This is a genomic window from Streptomyces sp. R35 (genome assembly GCF_041053035.1).
GTDB classification, from domain to species: Bacteria; Actinomycetota; Actinomycetes; order Streptomycetales; family Streptomycetaceae; genus Streptomyces; species Streptomyces lutosisoli.
The window spans coordinates 1752636-1776234 of record NZ_CP163440.1 but is presented as its reverse complement, the minus strand read 5'-3'; the positions used below and the strand labels follow the sequence as shown (position 1 = coordinate 1776234).

The following is a 23599-nucleotide window of genomic DNA, read 5'->3' as shown; positions in this document are numbered from 1 at the left end:
GTGACGCGCCGGTCAGCGGCTGCCGTCGAGGATGACGCGGGCGACGAGCGCCGGGTCGTCGTTCATCGGGACGTGCCCGCAGCCGGGCAGCCGCACCAGCCGCGCCCGGGGAATGATGTGCTTGGCGCGGATCCCCTGGCGGCGTACCAGCAGCCGGTCGCGGGTACCCCAGGCAACGGTGACGGGAAGCCCGGGGATGTCGTCCGTGAACTGGACGGAGGTGCCCGCCCGGAGGGTCTCGGTGAATCCCTCGGCGTGGGCCAGCGCAAGGGTCTCGGCGACGACGGCCTCGGGTGAACGGCGGCCGGGACGGGCGTAGATGGTGCTGGTCAGTACAGTCCGCCCGGCCGCCGTGCGGGAGAGCCGCTCGACCACCGGGAGCGGCAGCTGCCGCGCTGCCTGCCGCATGGCGATCAGCACCCCGAAGGCGTAGCGCCGCTCGACAGGCGACCAGAAACCGGCGGGCGAGAGCGCGGTGACGGACCGTACGAGCTTCTCGCGGCCCAGCTCCAGGGCCAGCAGCCCGCCCAGCGAGTTGCCGGCCACATGCGGCCGTTCGATCTCCAGGGCCTCGCACAGCGCGCCGAGCGCGGGCACCACCGTCGACAGGTCGTGCGTCAGCCCTTCGGGCAGTGCCGGTGACTCGCCGAACCCGGGAAGGTCGACCGCGATGACCTCGCGCTCGGCCGCCAGGATGTGGATGACCGGGTCCCAGGCCTGCCGGTGGTGGCCGATGCCGTGCAGCAGGAGCAGCGGCTCACCGGTGCCCACGCGCGCGTAGGACATGGTCACGGTCCTCGGGCCGCGCGAAGAGGGGAGGCTGAAGGAGACCGTGGCGGACATGGGGCTGCTCCTCGTCTGGGACACGCTGACGGACAGTCTTGTAGACAGCTTGTCAGCAACTGCTACCGACGGGTAGCCCCTGGCCGCCACGAGCCGCACGAGCCGCGCACGCCCGGCGTGGTACGCCCGCGCGCCCGGCGTCGTACTCCACGCGCGCGTGCGTTCCTCAACGCGCCCTGCGGATCTCCACGTTGAACTCCGGGTGCCCGACGTTCTGCATCAGGGTCAGCCACAGCGGCAGGTACATCTCCGTGGCACGCGCCGTCCGGATCCCGCCCAGGTCGAGCACGCGGTGCGACGGCCAGCCGAACTCGCCGAGCAGCTCCGTCACCTGCTCCTTCGCGCTCTGGTCCTCGCCGGAGACGAAGATCTGGTGCTCGCCCGGCACCAGCGCGGGGTCGACCATCAGATAGCAGTTGATGGTGTTGAGGCTCTTCACCACGCGCGCGTGCGGGAAGGTGCGCTGGATCTGCTCGCCCACGCTGTCCGACTCGACGGGCGAAAGACGCACCTGACCGTCCTCGAACGCGATGGGGTTGGAGACGTCGAGGACGACCTTGCCGTCCAGATTCTCCGCGCCCGCCGTTTGCAGCACGGTGACAGCCACCCGCCCGCCCACCGCGTTCACGACCACCTCACCGAACGCCGCCGCTTCCGCGAACGTACCGTGGCCCGCCCCGGGCCCCGCGCTGTCGGCCCACTCCACAGCGGCCGGATTGTCCTTCGTGCGCGAACCCAGCGACACCTCGTGACCCAGTTCGATCAGCTTGCCGCCGAGGGTGCGCCCTACTTCGCCCGTGCCCAGAACCGCGTACCGCATCGTCGCTCCTCCAGTGGTGAGGCCGCCGGCCACCGACGGCCCGATGGTCATTGTGCTCCGGCGGGCGCCCCTTCCGCCTGGACACGACGAGACGCGTCGGGTGGGATGGAACGGTGGCAATCGACACCGCAACCGACGTCTTTGAAGAGCACCGTCCCGTCCTGATGGGCGTCGCCTACCGCATGCTGGGGCGGGTGGCCGACGCGGAGGACGTGGTCCAGGAAGCCTGGCTGCGCTGGTCCGCCGCCGACCGGACCGACGTGCGTGAACCGCGCGGCTATCTGGTCCGCGTCACCACCCGCCTCGCCATCGACCGACTGCGCCAGGTGCAGTCGCGCAACGAGGCGTACGTAGGACCCTGGCTCCCCGAGCCGTACATCACCGACTTCGAGGAAACCGTCCCCGACACGGCGGAGCGCGCCGTGCTCGCCGACACCGTCTCGCTCGCCGTCCTTGTCGTCCTGGAATCCCTGTCACCCCTGGAGCGCGCGGTGTTCGTCCTCAGGGAGGCGTTCGGCTACCCGTACGCGGACATCGCCGCCGTCCTCGACCGGGGCGAGCCCGCGGTGCGCCAGCTCGCCGGGCGGGCGCGCAAGCACGTCGACGAACGGCGGCCGCGCTACGAGGTCGACCCGGCCCAACGCCGCGATCTGACCGAGCGGTTCCTCGCCGCGGCCGCCGAGGGCGACCTGGAGGGGCTCATGTCCCTGCTGGCGCCGGACGCACGGCTGGTCGGCGACAGCGGCGGCCTGTCCCAGGCGCCGCTGCGGGTCCTCGATTCCGCCGACAAGGTCGGACGGTTCCTCATCGGCGCGGCCAAGAAGGGTGTCCCCGACATCTCGTTCCGCTTCCTGGAGATCAACGGAGGCTTCGCGGTGCTCGCCCTCTCCGCGGGCAAGCCGGACAGCGTCTTCCAGTTGGACGTCGTGGACGGCCGCATCCAATGTGTCTACATCCTGCGCAACCCCGAGAAACTGGTGTCCCTGTCCGCCGGATAGCCACTGCGGCCGGCATCGGTTCCTCAGCCGTCCCTGCCGGCCGTCCCTGCCTGTACGACGCCGAAAGCCCCTGTCTTCTGGACGGGGGCTTTCGGCGTCGTGTCACGAACATCGCCCAGCACGAACGCCCTGTGAACGCTCTGCGGCAACACGCCTGTGCAATCCGTAAGGGATCGAGGATTGGTCTTGACCAAGGGTGGGGGCCGCCCTATGGTCGCAGGGATAGTGCAAGAACCTTTAATAAACAAGGGCGCTAAAACGCCGCCGGGCCACGGCGATTGCGGAGGACAGGGTGGGGACCACGCAGTTGGAATCGGTGCCGGAACCTAAGTACTGGCATCTCAAGACCGTGCTCAGTGAGGCACTGGACTCCGAGTTCTCCGTGGGCGAGATCCTGCCCAACGAACGCGACCTGGCGGCCAGGTTCGGCGTCGCCCGGGCCACGCTGCGCCAGGCTCTTGAGCAGCTTGAGCTGGAAGGACGCCTGCAGCGCCGCCGCGGAGTGGGCACCACCGTCGCCCCGCCGCGTATGGGTGTGGCAGTGGGATCCGAGCAGCACGTGTGGCCGGGCGCGGCCGGCGACGCCTGGCACCCCGCGGACTGCACGGTGGCGGTCCCGCCCGCATCGGTGGCCGACATCCTGGAGACCGTCCACGGCGAGCAGGTGCACACTGTGCGCCGCTCCCGCGTGACGCACGGTCAGCCGGTCGCCGCCGAGCTGCTCTACATTCCGGCGTCCTCGGTGCCCGACCTGTCCGCGATCGACGCGCCCTCGGGTGCGGCACGCGCGCGTGCGGTGCTGCGCGAGCTGCAGCGCCTGGAGTTGGAGGGACAGGACCGCGCCGTGGAGCTCGGCTCGGCCCGCGCGGACGACGCCAAGGAACTCGACCGGCTTCCCGGAGCGCCCGTCCTCGTCGTCACGACCCGCTTCTTCGCCGCGGGGCGCACCGCGGCGGTCTCCGTGGCCACGTACCGCGCCGACACCTGCCGGCTGACCTTCGGCGGCTCCGGCGGTGTGGAGATCCACCACGACCCGGAGCGCCGCGCTTCCTGAGCCACGCGCCAGGCAGTCCGCCGAACCGCACCCGTCGCGCCCCGGAGAACTCCGGGGCGCGACGTCGTCTCACGGTGCGCTCGCTCAGCGCCGCGCCGTCACGGTCCCCTCCACCGCGAACAGCTGCTCCTCGACATGGTCGAGAGCCAGCCGCAGCGCCCCCGTCGCCACCGCCGCCTCGCCCAGAAGCGAGAGCGTCACCTTGGGCGGGCGCAGACAGTAGCGCGCCAACTCGCGCCGCAGCGGCTCCAGTACGCCATCCAGGCCGGCCGCCCAGCCGCCGATGACGACCAGTTCGGGGTCAAGGGCGAGGACGAGTGCCGCGACGTCGTGCACGAGACGCTGGATGAAGCGGTCGACCGCCGCCCGGGCCCGCAGGTCGCCGCCTTTGGCGAACGCGAAGACCTCGGCGACGGCCTGCTCGTCGAGCGGGTGCAGCGGCTCGTCGGTGGTGGAGAGCAGCGTCTCGGGAGTGACCTCGCGGCCCAGCAGATGCAGTGCGCCGATCTCGCCGGCCGCGCCCCCGTAGCCACGGTGCAGCCGCCCGCCGATCAGGGAACCGGCGCCCGGGCTCAACCCCGCCAGCACGAACACGACGTCGTCGGACTCGGTGGCCGCGCCCTTCCAGTGCTCGGCGACCGCCGCCGCGTTGGCGTCGTTCTCGACCAGCACCGGGCACTTGAAGGAACGACTGAGCCGTTCGCCGAGCCGCAGGCCCGTCCACTCGGGCAGCGCCGTGCCCAGGCGTACGGTGCCGTCCGCCTCCACGATGCCGGGGCTGCCCACGCCGACCGCGCGCAGGGAGCTGCGGGCGACACCAGCCCTGCGCAGCAGCTCGGCGACCGCCATACGCAGCCGTTCCAGCCGCTCGTCCGCCGACGCCGTCTCGTCCACGTCCTTGGCCATGGCACCCATCACGCGGCCGTCCAGATCGGCCAGCAGCGCCGCGACGCGGTGCGGGCCGATCTCCAGGCCCAGCAGATGCCCCGCCTCGGCCCGGAACCGGAACCTGCGCGCCGGACGCCCCTGGCGCCGGGCGGCGCCCTCCTCGGCCGCCTTCTCGACGACGAGCCCGTTCTCGATCAGCCCTTCGACGACGCCCTCGACCGTAGGCCGGGACAACCCCGTCACCCGGGTGATCTCGGTGAGGGTCGCGCAGTCCGTGGCACGCAACGCGTGCAGCACCACCGCGGAATTGATCCTTCGCAGCAGAGAGGGGTCCCCGCCGGTCAACCGCCCCAACGTCCGTCCTCCCAGCTCGTGCGCGTGTTGGCCGGATCGTACTCGGCGCCGCGCACCCCGGCGAGTGCCGGGGACCCCCAACCTACCGACGGGTCGGAATCGTCACCTGCCGACGGGCCTGCTCAGCCGGGCGCCACGAACCCCGACTCGTACGCCGCGATGACCGCCTGCGTACGATCCCGGGCACCCAGCTTCGCCAGTACGGCGCTGACGTGGGACTTCACCGTCTCGGTCCCGACGATCAGCCGCGCGGCGATCTCCGCGTTCGACAGCCCCCGGGCCATCAGCCGCAGCACCTCCGCCTCCCGCTCGGTCAGCGCGGCCCGCTCCATGGCCGCCCGCGCCACTGGATTCCCGGCGCCGTCCCCGTCCCCGTACTCGGCGGCCAACTGCCGTACGGAGGCGGGAAACAGCAGCGACTCGCCCTCGGCGACCAGCCGCACCGCGTGCACGATCTCGGCGGGCCGCGCCCGCTTCAGCAGAAAACCGTCGGCACCCGCCCGCAGCGCCTCGTAGACGTACTCGTCGTTCTCGAACGTCGTCACCACGAGGATCTTCGGCGGATCGCTCACGGTGCGCAGCACCGCGCGCGTGGCCTCGATGCCGTCCAGGAGCGGCATGCGTACGTCCATGGCGACCACGTCGGGCCGCAGCTGCCGTACCAAGGGGATCACCGCCGCACCGTCGGCCGCCTCCCCGACGACCGTGATGTCGGGCTGCGCCTCCAGGACGGCGCGCAGACCCGCGCGTACGAGGGGTTCGTCGTCGACGAGGAGAACGGTGACCGGCATCTGGCCAGCGTAGATCAGCGCAACGGCAGCTCTACATGCACCTGCCAGTCACCTTGGTCGGGGCCCGTCCGCGCGCGACCGCCGAGCAGCGCTGCACGCTCCCGGATGCCGCGCAGACCGCTGCCCCGGCCGGGCCCAGGTATCTCCGCGGTCAGCGGATTGCGGACCTCCAGGCCGAGTGTCCCGTCCGCGACCTCGATGCGGACCCGGACCGGCACGCTCCCCGCATGCCGCAGCACATTGGTGAGTGACTCCTGGAGGATGCGGTAGCCCTCGCGGGACACCGGTCCCGGCACGGTCTCCACCGGACCCGTCACTTCTGCGTCGACCTTGGCACCGGAGGTGCGCGCCGAGTCCAGAAGCCGGTCGGCCTCGGTCAGTGTGGGGCGACTGCTCGCGGGGCGCTCCGCCTCGCGCAGGATGCCCAGCACCCGGTCCAGGTCTTCCAGGGCCGCCCGGCCGGTGTCCTCGATGGCCACCAGAGCACGGGCGGTGAACGCGGGGTCGCCGGCCGCTCGTGCCGCGCCCGCCTGTACCACCGCGACCGTCAGCGCGTGACCGATCGAGTCGTGCAGCTCACGGGCGAGGCGGCTGCGCTCCAGGAGTTGCTCGGTGCGCTCCTCCAGGGCGGCGAGCCGCTCGGCGGGGGAGGGGCCCAGGAGACGGCGCGCGATCGCCGTGATCAGCTCGCCCAGGCCGACCACCGTGCCATAGAGAGCGAGCAGCGGCAGCGGGACGAGCAGCGCGTAGGCCCAGTGCTGGTGCACCGTCACCGTCACGAGCGGGGTTTCGAGAGCTGCCGGGCCGAACGACGCCTGAACCAGGATGACGGACGAGGCCGGCAACCAGACGGTGAGGAAACCCGCCACCCACCCGAGGACCATCCGTACTTCCAGCCAGAGGACGGTCCGCAACCGGTCCCACCAGGTGACCGAAGGAACGACCGAGATCTCCGCGGCCGGGCCGCCTCCCTCGCCCGGCGCCAGCATGAACCGCGCCTGCACACCCTCGCCCCGCCGCACGGCCGGAATCAGCCCCAGCGGAATCAGCAGCACCGCGGGCACCCACGGCTTAGACATGTCGATGAACAGCCACACGCTTTCGAACAGCATCGGCACCCACAGGTGCAGCAAGCGTGTGTACGTCGTCCCCCGGACCAGCGGGCGCAGAAAGCGGGCCATTGCGTCATGGTGACAGGCGGCACTGACAACGGGCCTCCCCCGAGCGGGGGAGACGATCTCCACGCATGGGGGAGGTGACGACCCCCCAACGGCAGCCAGCCTGGGGACATGACCAGCATCGACGTCCAAGACCTGACCAAGGAGTACGGCAGCAAGCGCGCCGTGGACCACCTCACCTTCAGCGTCCTGCCCGGCCGTGTCACCGGCTTCCTGGGCCCCAACGGCGCCGGTAAGTCCACCACCATGCGGCTCGTGCTGGGCCTGGACCGGCCCACGTCCGGCACGGCCACCCTCGGCGGGCGCGCCTACGCCACCCTCCACGAACCGCTGCGCGAGGTGGGCGCGCTGCTCGACGCGGGGGCCGCGCACGGATCGCGGACCGCCCGCGACCATCTGCGGGCGCTCGCGGCGAGCAACCGCATCCCCGAACGCCGCGTGGACGAGGTGCTGGAGGAGGCGGGGCTCGCCTCCGTCGCGCGCCGCAGGGTGAAGACGTACTCCTTGGGCATGCGCCAGCGCCTGGGCATCGCGGCAGCGCTCCTCGGCGACCCACCCGTGGTGCTGCTCGACGAACCGTCGAACGGGCTCGACCCCGAAGGCATCATCTGGATCCGGGAGTTGATGCGTCGGCTGGCCCAGGAAGGCCGGACCGTCCTCGTCTCCAGCCACCTCATGAACGAGACCGCGTCCTTCGCCGACCACCTCGTCGTCCTCGGCAAGGGCCGACTCCTCGCCGACATGCCCATGCGGGAGTTCATCCACGCACGCGTGCAGCCCCGAGTACGGGTGCGCACCACGGACGGCGGCGCCCTGAGCGACCTGCTCACGCGGCACGGTGTCGAGGCCGTCGAGGGCGAGGACGGACGCTGGACCGCGCTCGACGCGCGCGTGGAGGACATCGGGCGCCTCACGTCCGCCGCGGGCCTGCCGATCCTCGAACTCGCCGCGGAGGAAGGCACCTTGGAGCAGGCCTATCTGGATCTGACCGCAACCGAGACCGAGTTCGCCGCCACGCCGGCCCCGACGCAGCCTCAGGAGGCCTGACCATGACGTTCGCACCCGCACTCCGCGCGGAGTGGATCAAGATCCGTACCCTGCGGTCGCTCATGTGGGGACTGCTCGCCGTCCTCCTCGCCACCGCGGCGTTCTCCGCGCTCGCCAGCCTCGACGACTCCGCGGATCCGGACTTCGACCCGCTGTTCTCGGCGTTCTTCGGCGTCAGCTTCGGACAGATCGCGGCGATCACCTTCGGAGCACAGGCGGTCTCGGCGGAGTTCCAGGGCGGCGCCCTGCGCGTCTCACTCACCGCGGTCCCCGACCGGATGCGGTGGTTCGCGGCCAAGGCGGTGGCGATCGGCGTACCGGCCTTCGCCGTCGGGCTGTTCACCGGAGGCGTGAGCCTGGTCGTCGGCAAGGCGGTCCTCGGGGACCGGGCCAGCGGGCTCACCTGGGGCGACGAGCTGTGCGCAGTGATCGGCTGCGGGATCTATCTGACGCTCATGGCCCTGCTCTCGGCAGGACTCGCAACTGTCCTGCGCAGCGGGGTCGCCACGCTGAGCATCTTGATCCCGTTCCTCCTGATCGTCTCCTTCGTCGTCGGGAACGCGTCGGGCACCGTGGCCGACTTCCTGCCGGACAAGGCGGGGCAAGTGGTGCTGCACGAGACCTGGGACGGCTCCCTGGGACCGTGGACGGGGCTCGCCGTGACCGCGGCCTGGGCGGCGGCGGCCCTGACGGCCGGTGCGTGGAGCCTGCGCCGCCGCGATGCCTGACGGCACAGAGCGGAATGCAACGGCATAGAGCGGCACGGAACGGCACCGACGGCACAGGACCGCACTGACGGCACGCCAATTGTCAGTGGCAGCCGCTTTACTGGATCTCATGACCAGCGCGCGACAACTCGCCACCATCCTGCGGCTGTGCTCCGAGGACTTTCCCCTGGAGCACGGCCGGTCGGGCGTCGGCGACGCGGGACCCGGCTATCACATCGCCGAGTTAGCGACGAGCGAGGAATTCTGGGAGGACGACGGCACGGCTCGGGAGGAGACGGAGGAGCAGTACGAGGCTGATCGGGACGGACTCTCGGAGCTGCTCAGCAACCGCTGGGGGCGTCCCCAGATCTTCAGTCTGGCGAGCACGTTCGAGCGGTCGGCGGACGGCGAGGACATACCCGAGCCGTGGGGCACCCTGAGTTCGCATGTGCCGGACCTGCACCTCTGGAGGGCGGACGGGCACGACCGATGGGTTGCCCTCGGCGTCTCGCAGTGGGACAAGGAACTGCCGTTCCAGCTGCTGGCCGTCGTCACGGAGATCGACCCGCCCTGACCTACTGAGCCTGCGCGGCCTCACGAAGCCGCCCGAACTCCTCGGCCATCGTCGCCGCCGTCCAATGCGCGTTGAGCCCACTGGGATTGGGCAGCGCCCACACCCGGCTCGCCCCGATCGTCCGCTCCTGCGGGCCGATTTGGGCCTTGCGGTCGCCGAACGCCGCCCGGTACGCGGTCACACCCACCACCGCCAGCCAGCGCGGCCGCAGCCGCTCCACCTTGGCGCTCAGCAGCCGCCCGCCCTCGACGTACTCCTCGGCGCTGAGCTCGTCGGCCCGAGCGGTCGCGCGCGCCACCACGTTCGTGATGCCGAGCCCGTACGAGAGCAACTCGCCCTGCTCCGACGGCTTCATCAGCCGGGGCGTGAACCCTGACAGGTGCACAGTTATCTGCACTACGTCTCCTCGTTGGTCTTGGTGCTGGTACCCGAGACCAACGAGGAGACTGCAAGTGGATCTGCGCCACGAACTGATGGAAGGCCGAGCGGACGTTCCCCGAATTGGGACGGTAGTCCCTGCCAGGAGGGCGCATCCTCCGTACATTGTCCTCAACGGGTACGACGACGAGATCGAGCCGGTCACTGCGCACTTGCGGGACCTGGCCCTGAACGACAGCAGTCCGCTGACGGTCCGCAGCTACGGGTACGGGCTGCTGCGTTGGTTCCGCCTGTTGTGGCTGCTCGGGGTCGGTTGGGAGAAGGCGACTGAGGCGGAGACGGCGGTGCTGGCCGGGTGGCTGCGGACCGCGCCAAACCCCCAACGACAGCGCAAGTCCGCCGATGGCCCGGCCCCGGGGTCGGTGAACCTGCGCACTGGGAAGCCGGTCCTGCGCGCCGGCTACGCGCCACGGACGATCAACCACGCCTTCTCTGTGGTCAGCGGGTTCTACGAGTTCCACGCTCACCAGGGCAACGGTCCGGTCACCAACCCCGTCCCTGTCTCCCCGCAGCGGCGCCGCGCCCTCGCCCATCGCAGCCCGCTGGAGCCGAGGCCGGTGCTCGGCCGGGCCCGGCTGCGGCAGAAGGTGGCGGACCGGCCGCCGCGGTCGATGCCCGATCATCTGTGGGACGAATTGTTCGAGCTCATGGGATGCGAACGCGACCGCGCCCTACTGGAGTTCTACGTCTCCAGCGGCGCCCGTGCCGAGGAATTGCTCGGCGTTGGCATCGGCGACCTTGATTGGGCTGGTCAGCGCGTCTATGTGACCTCGAAAGGCACGCGGGAGCGTCAGCCCGTCCCGGCTTCGCCGCAGGCATTCGTGCGGCTGGCCCGCTATCTCGATGAGATCACCATCCCGCCCCCTGACGAGCCGTTGTGGCGAGCTCGCCGAGGTGCAGACCGGCCCTTGTCCTACTGGGCGATGCGGCGCATCCTCCAGCGGGCCAACGAGGCGTTGGGCACCAACTGGACGCTTCACGACCTTCGGCACACTGCCGCGAGCCGAATGGCCAACGGCGGCAAGCTCACGCTGCCCGAGGTGCAGGCCATCCTGCGGCACGCCAACATCCAGACGACCAGCCGCTATCTGGCGGTGCGCGTCGAAGAGCTCTTCGACAAGCTCACCGAGCATTACAACACTCCGCGCGTTGAACGGAGCTACCCCACTGGCTACGACGCCGCCGACATCGCGGCGGTGTTCGGTGCCTAAGTCCCGGCTCAGCCCAACCACGGGAGCCAGCCGGCGCCACGGCCCGGTTGCAGAAGGTCTCGACTTCGCGAGCCGATTCGTTGGAGGGCCGATCAAGCCCGAACCAGCCGTCCCCGCGATCCCGCCCCGCCCGCATGGGGAGCTCTCCACGGCCTCGGTCGCTCACATCGCCCGGCTCGCCGCCACAGTCTGGATGGACGCAGCCCCGGCGACCCGGAATCAGCGAGCGCAGGCCACGCAATGTGTCTTGGAGTACTTGCTCGACTTCCCAGGTCAGACCTGGCAGGAGCGATGGGATGCCAGCCCTATCGGGCAAGGGCTGGTGGGCGCGAGCACGCTGGGCACCCGGCGCTCTACTGGCCTGGCCATTCCCCCCGGCGTTCGGGCGCTCTACTGCCTGCGCGTGATCCAGCCGTCCCTGCTCACCTTCCGGCGCAACGTCCTTCACAACTTCGCGCTGATGTTCGTCGCCGCCCAGGACGACCCGCTCCTGCACAAGTACGCCGCGCAGGTCCAAGCCCACCCACTACGGCACATCCACCGCCGGGAGGCGCTGGTCGAGCTGTGCGCTTTGCTCGCAGTTCAGGGGGTCGCCCTCAGCGATGTGACGCCCCCCGCTGTTCTGCACTTCACCCAGGAAAACCGCCGGGCTCGCAGCGTTCTCCAACCGGGGAACAAGGTGGCCAACCGGCTAGTCGGCCAGGGGATGTGGAACATCCTGCACGCCATGGGGCACTTCCCGCCCTCGACACCCGTCACGCTGAGGGCCGCCTTGATGCGCGGCCAGCGCACCGTCGAGGAATTGGTCGATCAGTACCCCATCCGCAGCCGATCAGTGCGGGGACTGTTGATTGAGTACTTCACACGCCGCCGGGTCGACACGGACTACTCCACACTGAAGCAACTTGTCCTGCTGGTCGCCCATCACTTCTGGGAGCGGATCGAGCGCGTCAACCCTGAACAGACCGATTTGCGGATCTCTCCCGAGCACTATGCCGCCTGGCGGCAGACCATCATGGTCAAAGAAAACGGCAAGCCTCGCGCCGGCCAGGACAGCATCATCATCGCGGTCCGCAGCTTCTATTACGACCTACACACCTGGGCCGCCGAAGAACCTGAACGCTGGGCCGCATGGGTCGCACCCTGCCCCGTCCCGCCGAGTGAACTCCACGGTCTGGGCACCCGCCGTCGCCGGATCAACGAACGCTCAGCCAACCGCACCCGCCAACGACAGCCGCTGCTGCCCGTCCTGGTCGAGCATGTCGAGACGCGCTACGACCGCGCCCGCTTGCTCTTGGAACGGGCCAACCAAGCAGTCGACGGCGAACTCTTCACTCACGAAGGAACCGAGTACCGGCGCATCACCACGGAGTCCGACCGCAAGCTCCTCCGCCACGGCGACGCGGTTCCGACACGCGTTATCGAGGAGGCCACCGGCCAGATCGTTCACATCGGGACCGAGGAGGAAGCAGCCTTCTGGGAGTGGGCCATGGTGGAGACCCTGAGGCACTCTGGAGTGCGAGTGGAAGAGCTCGTTGAACTCACGCACATGAGCGTTCGACAATACCAGCGGGCAAACGGCGAGGTCATCGCCTTGCTGGTGGTCGCCCCGTCGAAGACGGACCGTGAACGCGTGATCCCGATGTCTGCCGAGCTGTTCCATGTCGTCGCATCAGTCATTCGCCGGCACACCCGGACCGGCCGTCCGATCCCACTCGTCAGCCGGTATGACTCCCACGATAAAGAGTGGAGTGCCCCCCTGCCGTTCCTCTTCCAACGGCAGAACGGCACAACACCCGCCGTGTTCAGCACGGCCGCCGTCCAAGAGATGATCGGCCGGCGTGGCCAGGCTCTCGCCGAGGTCCACCCCGGCTTCCGCGGACTGAAGTTCACTCCGCACGACTTCCGCCGAATCTTCGCGACCGAGCTCGTCAATAGCGGTCTGCCAATCCACATCGGAGCGGCCTTGCTGGGCCACCTCAACATCCAGACCACCCGTGGTTACGTCGCCGTCTTTGACGAGGACGTCGTCCGCCACTACCAGGAGCATCTCCACCGCCGACGTCAGGTTCGGCCCGAGGGTGAGTACCGCGACGCGACGATCGCAGAGTGGTCCGAATTCGAAGAGCATTTCGACCGCCGCAAAGTCGAACTCGGCTCTTGCGGGCGCCCCTACGGCACCCCTTGCCAGCACGAACACGCCTGCATCCGCTGCCCAGTACTGCACATCAACCCGAAAATGCTCGGCCGTCTCGAAGAACTGGAAACCGACCTCCTGGCCCGTCTGCAGCGGGCCGAAGGGGAGAACTGGCTCGGGGAGATCGAAGGCATCAACCTCACACTCACATTCCTCCGCACCAAGCGGGAGGAGACCCAGCGACGGGCACGGAGGCCATCCGTCGACCTGGGAATCCCCACTCGTCGTCGCCCGGAGTCAACGTGAATCAGCCCGAGGCTGCTGCCAGCCACATGCAGTCACCGCAGGTGGACCCGGATGCCCTGCGCGCCGAAGATCTCCAGCAACAGGTCGAAGAGAGTGCCCGCACCATGGTCGGTGTTCCGGCTCTCCACCAAACGAGCCCTGGCCTCGGCCGAATGCTGCCAGTGCAGAGTGAAAGGCGGGGTGGCACCCCAACCACCTCTCAGGCAGTCGACCAGGGCGTCGAGGTTCCAGCCGAAGTAGCCGCCGGGGCCGTTGATGGCTTCGCCGAGTGCGCAGTAGAAGCTGTCAATGTCGGCGACGTGTCCGCCGTCCAGGGTGAACACCTGGTGGGCGGGAGCATCAGGTTTGCCTCCACGCCGGTACTCCCGAGACCACAGCGCCACCGACAGCCAGGCGTGTCGATCCTCGGGATCGAGTTCGTGCCACATGCCGGTGCGTTTCAGCCGGCCCGCGCGGATCAGGTCCCACAGTCTGTCCGCTCCGGGCAGGGCTTGGTCGCACCACAACGTCACCGTGAGGTCGACGAGGCCGGCTTCCCGGGTGGACGGCTGGACATCGACGACGGTGGCCTCGTTGACGAAGTAGGACCCCATGGAGGCACCGTCAGCGTCGAGGAGGTCCATCCAGGCGTTTCCCGCCACGGCGCGACGACTGCCGACGTGGTCAAGGCTCGTCAGGAGGCGCCCCTGCGGGAGACAACCCGCGAGGTGCACTCGACGTGCTCCCTCCCCTTCCGGCAGCGGGGCGAACAATCCCTCGGCCTCATGAGCGAAGCCCCAGAAGTCGGCGTCGTCCTCGTCAGAGGTCAGCGCGTACTTCTGTCCCTCGCTGCCCCGGCCTGATGTTCGCATCACCCTCCCCATGAGAGCGCTGATCGTATCGGCATCCCGTGACCTTCGGGGCCGTCGCTCGCCACCCTCATCCCGCTCGATTCAACCCACCGTTCTCGGAGGCCCTTTAACGAGCCACATACTCCCGTTCACCCGTGAGAGTGAAGTGCAGAGAAGCAGCACCGGCCAGAAGCGGTTGCCGGGCCGGGCGAAGTGATGCCCGGTCGCAGCCGTCATCAGACCCGGGTTGATGCCGCAGAACAGAACATGGAGGCCGTCCGCGACGACATCCGGCACGAGCCGGTCGCGGGCGGCCTCCAGGTCCGCGGAAGTCAGCCGCGTCAGAGGATCGCCCCCGGCGTGTAGCCGGCGGCCTCCGGGTGCTGCTTCGCGATCTCCTCGATGCGGCCGACGACGACGGCGACCTGGTCGGCCGCGGCACCGGTGAACGACAGCTTGTCGGCCATCAGCGCGTCGAGCTGGGCGCGGTCCAGCGGGATGCGCTCGTCCGCGGCGAGCTTGTCGAGCAGCTCGTTGCGCTCGGCGCCCTGCTCACGCATGGCGAGCGCGGAGGCGACGGCGTTCTCCTTGATGGCCTCGTGCGCGACCTCGCGGCCGACGCCCGCGCGCACCGCGCCCATCAGGACCTTGGTCGTCGCGAGGAACGGCAGGTAGCGGTCCAGCTCGCGCGCGACGACGGCCGGGAAGGCGCCGAACTCGTCGAGGACGGTCAGGAAGGTCTCCAGCAGACCGTCCAGCGCGAAGAACGCGTCCGGCAGTGCGACACGGCGGACGACCGAGCACGACACATCGCCCTCGTTCCACTGGTCGCCCGCCAGCTCGCCGGTCATCGAGGCGTAGCCGCGCAGGATGACCATCAGGCCGTTGACGCGCTCGCAGGAGCGGGTGTTCATCTTGTGCGGCATCGCGGAGGAGCCGACCTGACCGGGCTTGAAGCCCTCGGTGACGAGCTCGTGCCCGGCCATCAGCCGGATCGTCTTGGCCGTCGAGGACGGCGCGGCCGCCAGCTGCACCAGCGCGGTGACGACCTCGTAGTCCAGCGATCGCGGGTAGACCTGGCCGACCGAGGTGAAGGCCTGCGAGAAGCCGAGGTGCCCGGCGATGCGCTGCTCCAGCTCGGCGAGCTTCGCCGCGTCTCCGCCCAGCAGGTCCAGCATGTCCTGCGCCGTGCCGACCGGGCCCTTGATACCGCGCAGCGGGTAGCGGCCGAGCAGCTCCTCGACCCGGCCGTACGCGACGAGCAGTTCGTCGGCGGCGGTCGCGAAGCGCTTGCCGAGGGTGGTGGCCTGGGCGGCCACGTTGTGCGAGCGACCGGCCATGACGAGCTCGGCGTACTCACCCGCGAGCTTGCCGAGGCGCGCCAGGACGGCCACCGTGCGGTCGCGCATCAGCTCCAGCGAGAGCCGGATCTGCAGCTGCTCGACGTTCTCGGTGAGGTCCCGGGACGTCATGCCCTTGTGCACGTGCTCGTGCCCGGCGAGGTCGTTGAACTCCTCGATCCGCGCCTTCACATCGTGCCGCGTGACCTTCTCGCGCTCGGCGATCGAGGCCAGGTCGACCTGGTCGAGGACGCGCTCGTAGTCGGCGATGGCGGCGTCCGGCACCTCGATCCCGAGGTCCTTCTGGGCCCGCAGCACGGCGAGCCAGAGCTGACGCTCCAGCTTCACCTTCTGCTCGGGGGACCAGAGCGTGGCGAGCTCGGCGGAGGCGTAGCGTCCGGCGAGGACGTTGGGGATACGGGGCTTTGCAGGCGCGGCAGTCACGTGGACGGAGTTTACCCGCCGTGCGGAAGGGCTCCGGAACGCCCGCGCAGTCCGGAGCCCAGGTCAGCGGCGGTGGCTCCGGCCAGAAGCTCTGGCCGGAGGCTCTCAGGCGGATGCCGTCGGCTCTACGGGCGGATGCCGTCGCAGGTGATCGGCAGATGGCGCGGGCCGCGCAGGACCGCGTTCTGACGGTAGGGCGGCGGGTCCTCCAGCAGCCGGGGGTTCTCCAGTCTGCGGGCCAGCTCACTCAGTGCGAGCTGGGCTTCCAGCCGGGCCAGCGGGGCGCCGAAGCAGCTGTGGATGCCGCTGCCGAAGCCCAGGTGCTCGATGTTCTCGCGGTCCGGGTCGAACCGCTCCGGGTCCTTGAAGCGGTCGGGGTCGCGGTTCCCCGCCGCCAGCATCAGCCACAGCGACGCGCCCTTGGGGATGGTGACGCCGCGGACCTCGATGTCGGCGAGCGTGGTGCGCTGCGGCACCAGCTGCACCGGCGGCTCGAAACGCAGCAACTCCTCGACGATGGGGACGGCCAGCTTCGGGTCCTCGCGCAGCCGTCCGAGGACGTCGGGGTTGCGCAGCAGGGTCAGCATGCCGTTGGTGATGAGGTTGACCGTCGTCTCATGGCCGGCGATCAGCAGGAGTGCCGCGGTGCTCAGCACCTCCATCGTCGTCATCGCACCGTCCGGCCCCTGCGCGGTGGCCAGCTCCGACAGCATGTCGTCGCCGGGCGTCTTGCGGCGCTCCTCGATGAGCCCCGCCAGATACATGCCCAGCTCCGTGCGCGCGCTGTGCGACACCTTGGCGCGCTCCTCGGGATCGGCGCCCGGGTCCGGGTCCAGGCTGGCGGCGATGGTGTCCGCCCAGCTGTGGAAGCATGATTCGTCCTCGCGGGGCACCCCCAGCAGCCGGCAGATCACCGACACGGGGAAGGGGTACGAGAACTGGTCGACCAGATCGATCCGGTCCGGGGTGTCGATCCCGTCGATGAGCCCGGTGACGATGTCCCGCAGGTCGCCGTGCATGTCGTAGACACGCCGCGGGGAATGCGGGGGCCCGAAGGACCGGTTGGTCATGCGCCGCAGCCGGTCGTGCTCCGGAGGGTCGAGCCGCAGGAAGCTCGGCGGCAGGGCCGACTCCTCCTGCGTGTCGGCGGCCAGCGGATCGCCCGCAGTCGCCTTCAGATTGCGGGCGTCGGAACTGATCCGCGGATCGTGGAGAAGGCTCTGGATGTCGTAGTACCCGCTGACGACGTACGGCCCGTCCGCGTCGTGGTACACCGGCGTCTTACGGAGCTCCTCGTACAGCGGATACGGATTGGCACGGTGGGCGTAGTCGGTGATCTGCCGCAGGATGGCTTGCGTCATGAGTGCGTCCTCGTGAGCGTCGGATCAGTGCCTGGCGGGGGTGAACGTCAGCCGTCGGTCGTCCGGCGCATATCCGCTGAGCGTGACGGTCGGGCCGTGCGTGGGCACTGACGGGTCGGGGAATTCCGCGTCCACCGGTTGCTGCCCCTCGGGGCGGCGGTCCACGGTGGGGAAGGTCGGCGGGAACGGTGCCGTGGTCTCGATGAGCTGCTGGTAGAACTGCAGCCACTTCGACTGGTCGAAGGTGACGGCGCCGATGACGCGGTCCTGATATCCGTAGACGCCGGTGAATCTGCGCTCGCTGAGGGAGCCCTGCGCGATGACGATCTCCGTCCCCATCGTCGGCACCCCGACGGACTTGATGTTCACGCCGAACTGGGAGGACCAGAAGGCGGGCACCCAGATGTGGGGGCGGCGGTCCGTGCTCTCGCTCAGCATGTTGTGCGCCGCTGTCTCGGCCTGGGAGACGGCGTTGCCCCAGTGCTCCAGGGACAGGAACTGGTAGCCGAACAGCGGATGCGGCGATCGGGCGACATCGCCGGCGACATAGATGTCGTCGGTCACGATGCCCCGGATGTCGAAGGCCCGGCAGCCGGCGTCGCAGGCGATGCCCCGGGGGCCCGCGCCGAGTCCCGATCCGGCGAGCCATTCGGTGTTGCGCATGGCGCCGAGGGACACGATCACCACGTCGGTCTCGACGGTGTTCCCGTCGGAGAGATGGGCGGCGCGGACACGCCCCGAGGAGTCGCCCTCCAGGCTGGTCACCATGACACCGCAGCGCAGGTCGACGCCGTGCTCGCGGTGCATCTCGGCCGCGACCTCGCCGATGACTCCGCCGAGCGCTCCGACCAGGGGCGCGGCAGCCCGTTCGGCCACGGTGACCGCGATCCCGCGTTCACGGCAGGCGGAGGCGATCTCCGAGCCGGTGAACCCGGCGCCGATGACGAGCACACGGTGGGGGGCCTGCGCGAGCGAGCGCTCCAGCGCGTCGGCGTCGTCGCGGGTCCGCAGGACGAACACCCCGTCGAGCTCCGCCTCGTCCTCCATCGGCCAGGGTCTGGCCCGTACACCGGTGGCGATGAGCAACCGGTCGTACTCCACCTCGTCGCCGTCGGCCAGCCGTACCCGCCTGGCCGCCATGTCGAGCCCCGTGGCCGGGACCCCGAGGCGCCACTGCGCGTCGAGCGTCCGGCGCCGGGGGAGGTCGGTGCGGTCCGCCGTCGCCATGCCCAGCAGGACCTGCTTGGACAGCGGGGGCCGGTCGTACGGCTCGTACGGCTCGTCCCCGATCATCGTGAGCGAGCCGGCGAACCCCTCCTCGCGCAAGGTCTCCGCACCGCGGAGACCCGCCAGAGACGCGCCGACGACGACGATGCGCCCTTCGCGCTTGAGCCGGTCCAGAGATCCGTTAACGGTCACTGGTCGCCTCCCGGGCGGGTCCGGGGGCCTCTTCCGCGGCGTCCGCCTCCAGGAGGATGGCCTGGACGGGACACGCGGCGACGGCTCGCGCCACTTCGTCGCGCCGCTCCTGTGCGGCCTGCGGGTTGTAGAGCAGGGATTCGTCCCCGTGCATGGCGAAAACGTCGGGAGCGAGGAACGCGCACTGCGCGTATCCCTGGCAGCGGTTGAGATCGACGACAAGCCTCACCGAGGATCAGCCTTTCCGTGTGCCCCTCTCGCCCCCTCCTTGCCAGCATGCGCGTGAGGGCGTGGAGATGCGCGCCGAGCCGCCCGACGGGACGGCGAACTCACCCCGTGCCCCCGGAAGGGGGCGGCTGGCGCAGACCGACGCGGAGGATGTGGATGCTGACGACCAGAGCCCAGACCGGGAAGACCAGCTCGGACCAGGGCACGCTGGAGGCCAGGAAGAGCAGGACAAGGGCCGCGAGGTATCCGAAGAGGGTGAGCGGACGGGGGAAGACGCCGAGGCGGTGCCCGATGGTCGAGGTCGTGAGGATGAACACGGCTGCCATCCGGAGCCCGTACGTCGTCATCAGGGTGTACGCGAAGTGGCGGCCGAAGCCCGAGGGTTGAGTCTCGTTGAGTACGGTGCCGGCCGCGGCGCCGGCCCCGAACGTGGTGGAGACGAAGACCAGTCCGCTGCCCAGGAACACGGTGGCGACGAATCTGTCCTCGGCATCGCCGACGTGTGCGCGCAGGGCGCCCATGAACCACAGGAAGAAGATCCCCGCGAACGGGAGGACCTCCAGTGCCGTGCTCACCGCCCACCGCTCGTCCGGCTCGACCGCCGCGTCGGCGGCGTTCCCGGAGGGGATGGCGATCCGGATCAGCACGATGGCCAGCGCCAGCAGCACGGCGAACACCGCCCCCGCCATACCGGCGGCCCGCGGCGTCCGCAGCCGCTCTTCCCTCGGCTCCATCGATGCCCGCTCTCTGTCCCGATTCCCCTTTCGGTCCAGCAAGCAGGCACGGGCGTGCCCCCGCCACCGGGGACACCCACGGGGGTGACCTACGGGGGTGACCCCTGCGGGGGAGACCTACGAGGCGTCGGCCAGCTCCGCCAGGATGTCGCCGTGACACAGCTCGGGCGCGCACCAGCACGCCAGCGTCCTGCCGCGCAGGGCGGGCACCTGGGCGAGCAGCTCGGGGCGTTCGAGGAGATACGCCCGGTACTTGGCCATGACCTCGGCGCGGGTGCCGTCGCGTTTCTTGGTGGGCGTGTCGTAGGCGAACGGGTTGTAGAGCGCGTGCTGCGGGAGATCCCAGTGGCCCATGGTCCAGCGGCGGCCGATGTAGACGAGGTCCGCGGGCGCGCTCTCCAGCCGGGGGCCGAAGTCGTGGATGCGGCCCTTGAGGTTGATCACGGTGGTGGGCATGCGGCTCCCTTCAGCCCGAGGTCTCCTGTCTACCCCACCAGCCCTCCCAGTCGTCGTGCCTACCCCACGGGCCCCTCGTACGGCAGCAGTTCCGGCCGCTTGGCCGGGAGCCCGTCACCCGACGAGCGGCCCGTCAGCCGCCGTCCGATCCACGGCAGCAGGTGCTGCTTGGCGAACCGGGCGTCGGCGGTCCGGCGGGCGACCCAGCCGGGCGGCGCCGTGGCCGCGATCGGCGTACGCCACTCCGCGTCCTGCGGTTCGTAGCCGAGCGTCTGCCATACCGCCTCGGCGACGCGACGGTGCCCCTCCGGCGTCAGGTGCAGCCGGTCCACGTCCCACAGACGGGGGTCGGCGAGCGAGGGCGCTCCGTACAGGTCGACCACGAGCGCGCCGTGCCGCTCCGCGAGGGCGTCGACGACGGTGAAGAGCTCCTCCATGCGGGGCCTGAAGCGTTCGAGCACCGGGCCGTTGCGGCCCGGGCTGCGCATCAGGACGAGCTGCTCGCAGGCGGGGGCCAGCCGCTCCACGGCCTCTTCGAGGAGACCGCGGACGCGTCCCATGTCGACCTTGGGCCGCAGCGTGTCGTTGAGCCCGCCGACCAGCGTGATCACGTCGGGCCGCATCGCGGCCGCCACGTCCACCTGCTCGTCGACGATCTGCCCGATGAGCTTGCCGCGCACCGCGAGGTTGGCGTACCGGAATCCGGGTGTCCGCGCGGCCATCCGGCCCGCGAGGAGATCGGCCCAGCCGCGGTACGAGCCGTCGGGCAACAGGTCCGACATGCCCTCGGTGAAGGAGTCGCCGACCGCGACAAGACTGGTGTAGGTGGCATTCGTCTGCATGGCGGAAAAGATGGTAACCCGCACACATACTCGTCGGTCGGTCGGGCCACCGACTCCGGCCGGCGGCCGGCCGACTCAGGCCGACCGCCAACCCCAGGTTCCTCACACCGGCTGCCCGAACAGCTCCCTCAGCACGTCCTCCATCGTCACGAGCCCCGCCAGCCGCCCGTCGCTGCCCATGACGGCCGCCAGATGCGTACGGCTGCGCCGCATCGCCGTCAGCACGTCGTCCAGTGGAGTGCTCTCCCGGACGCGGGCGATGGGCCGCATGTCCTCCACCCGGAACGGCACGTCGCGCGGCATGGCGTCGAGCGCGTCCTTGACGTGCAGATAGCCGACGATCCGGCGGCCGTCGTCGACGACGGGGAAGCGCGAGAAGCCGGCCTCGGCGGACAGCCGCTCCAGCTCGTCAGGAGTGACGCCCACGCGCGCGTAGACGACGCTTTCGAGCGGCAGGACGACGTCCTGCACGGGCCGGCGGCCCAGCTCCAGCGCGTCGTGCAGCCGTTCCTGGGCGCGGACGTCGATGAGCCCGGCGGCGCCGGAGTCCTTCACCAGCCGGGCCAGTTCGTCGTCCGTGAAGGTCGCCGCGACCTCGTCCTTCACATCGACCTTGAGCAGCTTGAGCAGCCCGCTCGCGAAGGCGTTGATCGTGAAGATGACCGGACGCAGCGCGCGCGAGAGCGCGACCAGCGGCGGGCCGAGCAGCAGCGCGGTACGCACCGGCTCCGCGAGGGCGATGTTCTTCGGCACCATCTCGCCGAGCAGCATGTGCAGATACGTCGCCAGGGTGAGCGCGATGACGAACGAGACCGCGTGGCCCGCGTTCTGCGAGATGCCCACCGCGTGGAACACCGGCTCCAGAAGGTGCGCGATCGCGGGCTCGGCCACGATGCCGAGGACCAGGGTGCACAGGGTGATGCCCAGCTGCGCGGCCGCCAGCAGCGCGGACACGTGCTCCAGACCCCACAGCACGCTGCGCGCCCGCCGGTCGCCCTGCTCGGCGTGCGGCTCTATCTGGCTGCGGCGCACCGAGATCAGCGCGAACTCGGCGCCCACGAAGAAGGCGTTCACGACCAGGGTCGCGAGGCCGATCAGCAGTTGTACGGCGGTCATCGCGCCCTCTTCCCCTCGTCGCGCGGCTGCTCGTCCTCACGCGGCGCGTGCAGCAGCACCCGCGCGGCCCGCCGCCCCGAGGCGTCCACCACGTCGAGCCGCCATCCGGCGGCCTCGACGGTGTCCCCGACGGCGGGAATGCGGCCGAGCTCGGTCGCCATGAGACCGGCCAGCGTCTCGTACGGTCCGTCGGGCACCCGCAGCCCGACGCGTGCAAGCTGGTCGGTGCGGGCCGACCCGTCGGCCGAGTACAGCGCGCGGCCCTCGTCGTCCGTGCCGACCGGGGCCAGGTCGGGCGTCTCGTGCGGGTCGTGCTCGTCCCGCACCTCGCCGACGACCTCCTCGACGATGTCCTCCAGGGTGGCGACCCCGGCCGTACCGCCGTACTCGTCGATGACCACGGCCATCGTGCGCTTGCCGGCCAGCCGGTCGAGCAGCCGGTCGACGGTCAGGGACTCCGGGACGAGCAGCGGCTCGCGCAGGATCTGGGCGACGGATGTCTGGGCCCGGCGCTCGGCGGCCACGGTCAGCACGTCCTTGATGTGGGCGACGCCGACGACCGAGTCGAGATTGCCGCGGTAGACCGGGAAACGGGACAGTCCGGTGGCCCGCGTCGCGTTCGCCACGTCCTCGCAGGTCGCCTGGACGTCCAGCGCGATGACCTGCACGCGCGGGGTCATCACGTTCTCGGCGCTCAGGTCGGCGAGGTTCAGTGTGCGTACGAAGAGCTCGGCGGTGTCCGCCTCCAGGGCGCCCTCCTTGGCGGAGTGCCGGGCGAGGGCCACCAGTTCCTGGGGACCGCGCGCGGAGGCCAGCTCCTCGGCGGGTTCCAGGCCGAAGCGGCGTACGACATGGTTCGCCGTGTTGTTGAGATGCGTGATGAACGGGCGGAACGAGGCGCTGAACCAGCGCTGCGGCGCGGCCACGTGTTTGGCCACGGCGAGGGGTGAGGAGATCGCCCAGTTCTTGGGCACGAGCTCGCCGACCACCATCAGGAACACCGTCGACAGGCCCGTACCGATGACCAGCCCCACCGACCGCGACGCCGAGGGGGAGACGCCGATCGACTCCAGCGGGCCGGCGATCAGCTTGGCGATGGACGCCTCGGAGAGCATGCCGACGACAAGGTTGGTGACGGTGATGCCGAGCTGGGCCCCGGAGAGCTGGAAGGTCAGATTCCGTACGGCCTTGAGAGCGCCCGCCGCACCGCGCTCACCGCGTTCCACGGCGCGCTCCAGCTCGCTGCGCTCGACCGTGGTCAGCGAGAACTCCGCCGCGACGAAGCCGCCGCAGGCCAGTGAGAGCAGAACCGCCACCAGGAGGAGGAGCACTTCGGTCATCGGGTCACCTCCGTCCCATGATCGGCCAGGGGCGGGGGGATCGCGCGATGTCGGGTACTGGGAGGCTCGCCCATGGGTGGACGCTCACACCTTTCATTGGAGGATCGAATGATCCTCCAATAGTAAAGGGTCGGCAAAGGGTT

At 70.1% G+C, this 23599-nt stretch carries 23 protein-coding genes and 1 pseudogene; 7 read left to right on the top strand and 17 right to left on the bottom strand.

Translation table 11 applies throughout. The annotated features are described in order from the left end of the window. Positions 1-12: 12 nt before the first annotated feature. Both AB5J50_RS08445 and AB5J50_RS08440 read right to left on the bottom strand, forming a co-directional pair. The gene (locus AB5J50_RS08445; protein WP_327427049.1) at positions 13-843 is read right to left on the bottom strand and encodes an alpha/beta fold hydrolase; all 831 of its coding nucleotides are present in this window, start codon (positions 841-843) and stop codon (positions 13-15) included. Positions 844-1009: 166 nt separating this feature from the next. Then, positions 1010-1663, bottom strand: coding sequence for an NADPH-dependent F420 reductase (locus AB5J50_RS08440; protein ID WP_369256393.1), 654 nt, complete (start codon positions 1661-1663; stop codon positions 1010-1012). Positions 1664-1776: 113 nt separating this feature from the next. Between AB5J50_RS08440 and AB5J50_RS08435 the strand changes: the two genes are divergently transcribed. Both AB5J50_RS08435 and AB5J50_RS08430 read left to right on the top strand, forming a co-directional pair. Then, positions 1777-2661: an RNA polymerase sigma-70 factor gene (locus tag AB5J50_RS08435; RefSeq protein WP_369256391.1), complete on the top strand. Its 885-nt coding sequence runs from the start codon at positions 1777-1779 to the stop codon at positions 2659-2661. 292 nt (positions 2662-2953) lie between these two features. Then, positions 2954-3715, top strand: a complete 762-nt coding sequence (locus AB5J50_RS08430; RefSeq protein ID WP_369256389.1) for a GntR family transcriptional regulator — start codon at positions 2954-2956, stop codon at positions 3713-3715. Between the two features lie 84 nt (positions 3716-3799). Here the strand turns inward: AB5J50_RS08430 and AB5J50_RS08425 are convergent, their stop codons facing one another. The 3 genes from AB5J50_RS08425 to AB5J50_RS08415 form a co-directional block, all read right to left on the bottom strand. Continuing rightward, a complete protein-coding gene (locus tag AB5J50_RS08425; protein WP_327427045.1) occupies positions 3800-4957 on the bottom strand; it encodes an ROK family transcriptional regulator in 1158 nt (385 codons plus the stop codon). Positions 4958-5079: 122 nt separating this feature from the next. Further along, positions 5080-5748 (bottom strand): response regulator transcription factor, encoded by a 669-nt coding sequence (locus AB5J50_RS08420; protein WP_327427044.1) that lies wholly within the window; start codon positions 5746-5748, stop codon positions 5080-5082. 14 nt (positions 5749-5762) lie between these two features. Beyond that, entirely contained in the window at positions 5763-6929 is a 1167-nt protein-coding gene (locus AB5J50_RS08415; RefSeq protein ID WP_369256387.1) for a sensor histidine kinase, read from the bottom strand. Between the two features lie 108 nt (positions 6930-7037). On the opposite strand from AB5J50_RS08415, the gene AB5J50_RS08410 reads away from it, so the two are divergent. The 3 genes from AB5J50_RS08410 (at position 7038) to AB5J50_RS08400 (ending at position 9254) form a co-directional block, all read left to right on the top strand. Then, positions 7038-7973: an ABC transporter ATP-binding protein gene (locus AB5J50_RS08410; RefSeq protein ID WP_327427042.1), complete on the top strand. Its 936-nt coding sequence runs from the start codon at positions 7038-7040 to the stop codon at positions 7971-7973. Between the two features lie 2 nt (positions 7974-7975). Further along, positions 7976-8701, top strand: coding sequence for an ABC transporter permease subunit (locus AB5J50_RS08405; RefSeq protein WP_369256385.1), 726 nt, complete (start codon positions 7976-7978; stop codon positions 8699-8701). 109 nt (positions 8702-8810) lie between these two features. Beyond that, on the top strand, positions 8811-9254 hold the full coding sequence (locus AB5J50_RS08400; protein ID WP_369256383.1) for a hypothetical protein: 444 nt from the start codon (positions 8811-8813) through the stop codon (positions 9252-9254). Between the two features lies 1 nt (position 9255). Here the strand turns inward: AB5J50_RS08400 and AB5J50_RS08395 are convergent, their stop codons facing one another. After that, positions 9256-9609 carry a mismatch-specific DNA-glycosylase gene (locus tag AB5J50_RS08395; protein ID WP_369265334.1) on the bottom strand — a complete coding sequence of 118 codons (354 nt, stop codon included), beginning with the start codon at positions 9607-9609 and terminating at the stop codon, positions 9256-9258. Positions 9610-9706: 97 nt separating this feature from the next. Here AB5J50_RS08395 and AB5J50_RS08390 point away from each other — a divergent pair, with 97 nt between their 5' ends. Together AB5J50_RS08390 and AB5J50_RS08385 are read left to right on the top strand one after the other, a co-directional pair. After that, complete coding sequence (locus tag AB5J50_RS08390; RefSeq protein WP_369256381.1) at positions 9707-10903, top strand: tyrosine-type recombinase/integrase; 1197 nt, start codon at positions 9707-9709, stop codon at positions 10901-10903. Positions 10904-11150: 247 nt separating this feature from the next. Next, positions 11151-13346 (top strand): tyrosine-type recombinase/integrase, encoded by a 2196-nt coding sequence (locus AB5J50_RS08385; RefSeq protein WP_369256379.1) that lies wholly within the window; start codon positions 11151-11153, stop codon positions 13344-13346. 32 nt (positions 13347-13378) lie between these two features. Here AB5J50_RS08385 and AB5J50_RS08380 read toward each other — a convergent pair whose 3' ends face one another. The 11 genes and pseudogenes from AB5J50_RS08380 to AB5J50_RS08330 form a co-directional block, all read right to left on the bottom strand. Then, positions 13379-14197 (bottom strand): barstar family protein, encoded by an 819-nt coding sequence (locus AB5J50_RS08380; protein WP_369256377.1) that lies wholly within the window; start codon positions 14195-14197, stop codon positions 13379-13381. Between the two features lie 156 nt (positions 14198-14353). Continuing rightward, a pseudogene (locus AB5J50_RS08375) lies at positions 14354-14521 on the bottom strand (uracil-DNA glycosylase family protein); the annotation flags it as partial. Then, complete coding sequence (gene purB / locus AB5J50_RS08370) at positions 14518-15960, bottom strand: adenylosuccinate lyase (RefSeq protein ID WP_369256375.1); 1443 nt, start codon at positions 15958-15960, stop codon at positions 14518-14520. The gene purB and the pseudogene AB5J50_RS08375, both read right to left, overlap by 4 nt. Positions 15961-16085: 125 nt before the next feature. Continuing rightward, on the bottom strand, positions 16086-17321 hold the full coding sequence (locus AB5J50_RS08365) for a cytochrome P450 (protein WP_369256373.1): 1236 nt from the start codon (positions 17319-17321) through the stop codon (positions 16086-16088). Between the two features lie 24 nt (positions 17322-17345). Beyond that, positions 17346-18740, bottom strand: coding sequence for an NAD(P)/FAD-dependent oxidoreductase (locus AB5J50_RS08360; protein WP_369256371.1), 1395 nt, complete (start codon positions 18738-18740; stop codon positions 17346-17348). Then, positions 18730-18969 (bottom strand): ferredoxin, encoded by a 240-nt coding sequence (locus AB5J50_RS08355; protein ID WP_369256369.1) that lies wholly within the window; start codon positions 18967-18969, stop codon positions 18730-18732. Before AB5J50_RS08355 ends, AB5J50_RS08360 begins: the two co-directional genes overlap by 11 nt. A gap of 100 nt (positions 18970-19069) precedes the next feature. Next, entirely contained in the window at positions 19070-19702 is a 633-nt protein-coding gene (locus AB5J50_RS08350; protein WP_369256367.1) for a hypothetical protein, read from the bottom strand. Positions 19703-19819: 117 nt separating this feature from the next. Further along, positions 19820-20158, bottom strand: a complete 339-nt coding sequence (locus AB5J50_RS08345; RefSeq protein WP_369256365.1) for a DUF4326 domain-containing protein — start codon at positions 20156-20158, stop codon at positions 19820-19822. A 59-nt stretch (positions 20159-20217) separates the two neighbouring features. Beyond that, positions 20218-21000, bottom strand: a complete 783-nt coding sequence (locus AB5J50_RS08340; protein ID WP_369256363.1) for an SGNH/GDSL hydrolase family protein — start codon at positions 20998-21000, stop codon at positions 20218-20220. Between the two features lie 102 nt (positions 21001-21102). Continuing rightward, positions 21103-22116, bottom strand: coding sequence for a hemolysin family protein (locus AB5J50_RS08335; protein WP_369256361.1), 1014 nt, complete (start codon positions 22114-22116; stop codon positions 21103-21105). Then, entirely contained in the window at positions 22113-23456 is a 1344-nt protein-coding gene (locus AB5J50_RS08330; protein ID WP_369256359.1) for a hemolysin family protein, read from the bottom strand. Before AB5J50_RS08330 ends, AB5J50_RS08335 begins: the two co-directional genes overlap by 4 nt. Between the last annotated feature and the right edge of the window lie 143 nt (positions 23457-23599).

Bases quoted from the DNA above. Each gene is read 5' to 3' on its own strand.
- AB5J50_RS08345 (WP_369256365.1), bottom strand. From the start codon at position 20,158: ATGCCCACCACCGTGATCAACCTCAAGGGCCGCATCCACGACTTCGGC.
- AB5J50_RS08340 (WP_369256363.1), bottom strand. From the start codon at position 21,000: ATGCAGACGAATGCCACCTACACCAGTCTTGTCGCGGTCGGCGACTCC.
- AB5J50_RS08365 (WP_369256373.1), bottom strand. From the start codon at position 17,321: ATGACGCAAGCCATCCTGCGGCAGATCACCGACTACGCCCACCGTGCC.
- AB5J50_RS08350 (WP_369256367.1), bottom strand. From the start codon at position 19,702: ATGGAGCCGAGGGAAGAGCGGCTGCGGACGCCGCGGGCCGCCGGTATG.
- AB5J50_RS08405 (WP_369256385.1), top strand. From the start codon at position 7,976: ATGACGTTCGCACCCGCACTCCGCGCGGAGTGGATCAAGATCCGTACC.
- AB5J50_RS08415 (WP_369256387.1), bottom strand. From the start codon at position 6,929: ATGGCCCGCTTTCTGCGCCCGCTGGTCCGGGGGACGACGTACACACGC.
- AB5J50_RS08335 (WP_369256361.1), bottom strand. From the start codon at position 22,116: ATGACCGCCGTACAACTGCTGATCGGCCTCGCGACCCTGGTCGTGAAC.
- AB5J50_RS08420 (WP_327427044.1), bottom strand. From the start codon at position 5,748: ATGCCGGTCACCGTTCTCCTCGTCGACGACGAACCCCTCGTACGCGCG.
- AB5J50_RS08380 (WP_369256377.1), bottom strand. From the start codon at position 14,197: ATGCGAACATCAGGCCGGGGCAGCGAGGGACAGAAGTACGCGCTGACC.
- AB5J50_RS08330 (WP_369256359.1), bottom strand. From the start codon at position 23,456: ATGACCGAAGTGCTCCTCCTCCTGGTGGCGGTTCTGCTCTCACTGGCC.
- AB5J50_RS08445 (WP_327427049.1), bottom strand. From the start codon at position 843: ATGTCCGCCACGGTCTCCTTCAGCCTCCCCTCTTCGCGCGGCCCGAGG.
- AB5J50_RS08440 (WP_369256393.1), bottom strand. From the start codon at position 1,663: ATGCGGTACGCGGTTCTGGGCACGGGCGAAGTAGGGCGCACCCTCGGC.
- AB5J50_RS08395 (WP_369265334.1), bottom strand. From the start codon at position 9,609: ATGAAGCCGTCGGAGCAGGGCGAGTTGCTCTCGTACGGGCTCGGCATC.
- AB5J50_RS08410 (WP_327427042.1), top strand. From the start codon at position 7,038: ATGACCAGCATCGACGTCCAAGACCTGACCAAGGAGTACGGCAGCAAG.
- AB5J50_RS08400 (WP_369256383.1), top strand. From the start codon at position 8,811: ATGACCAGCGCGCGACAACTCGCCACCATCCTGCGGCTGTGCTCCGAG.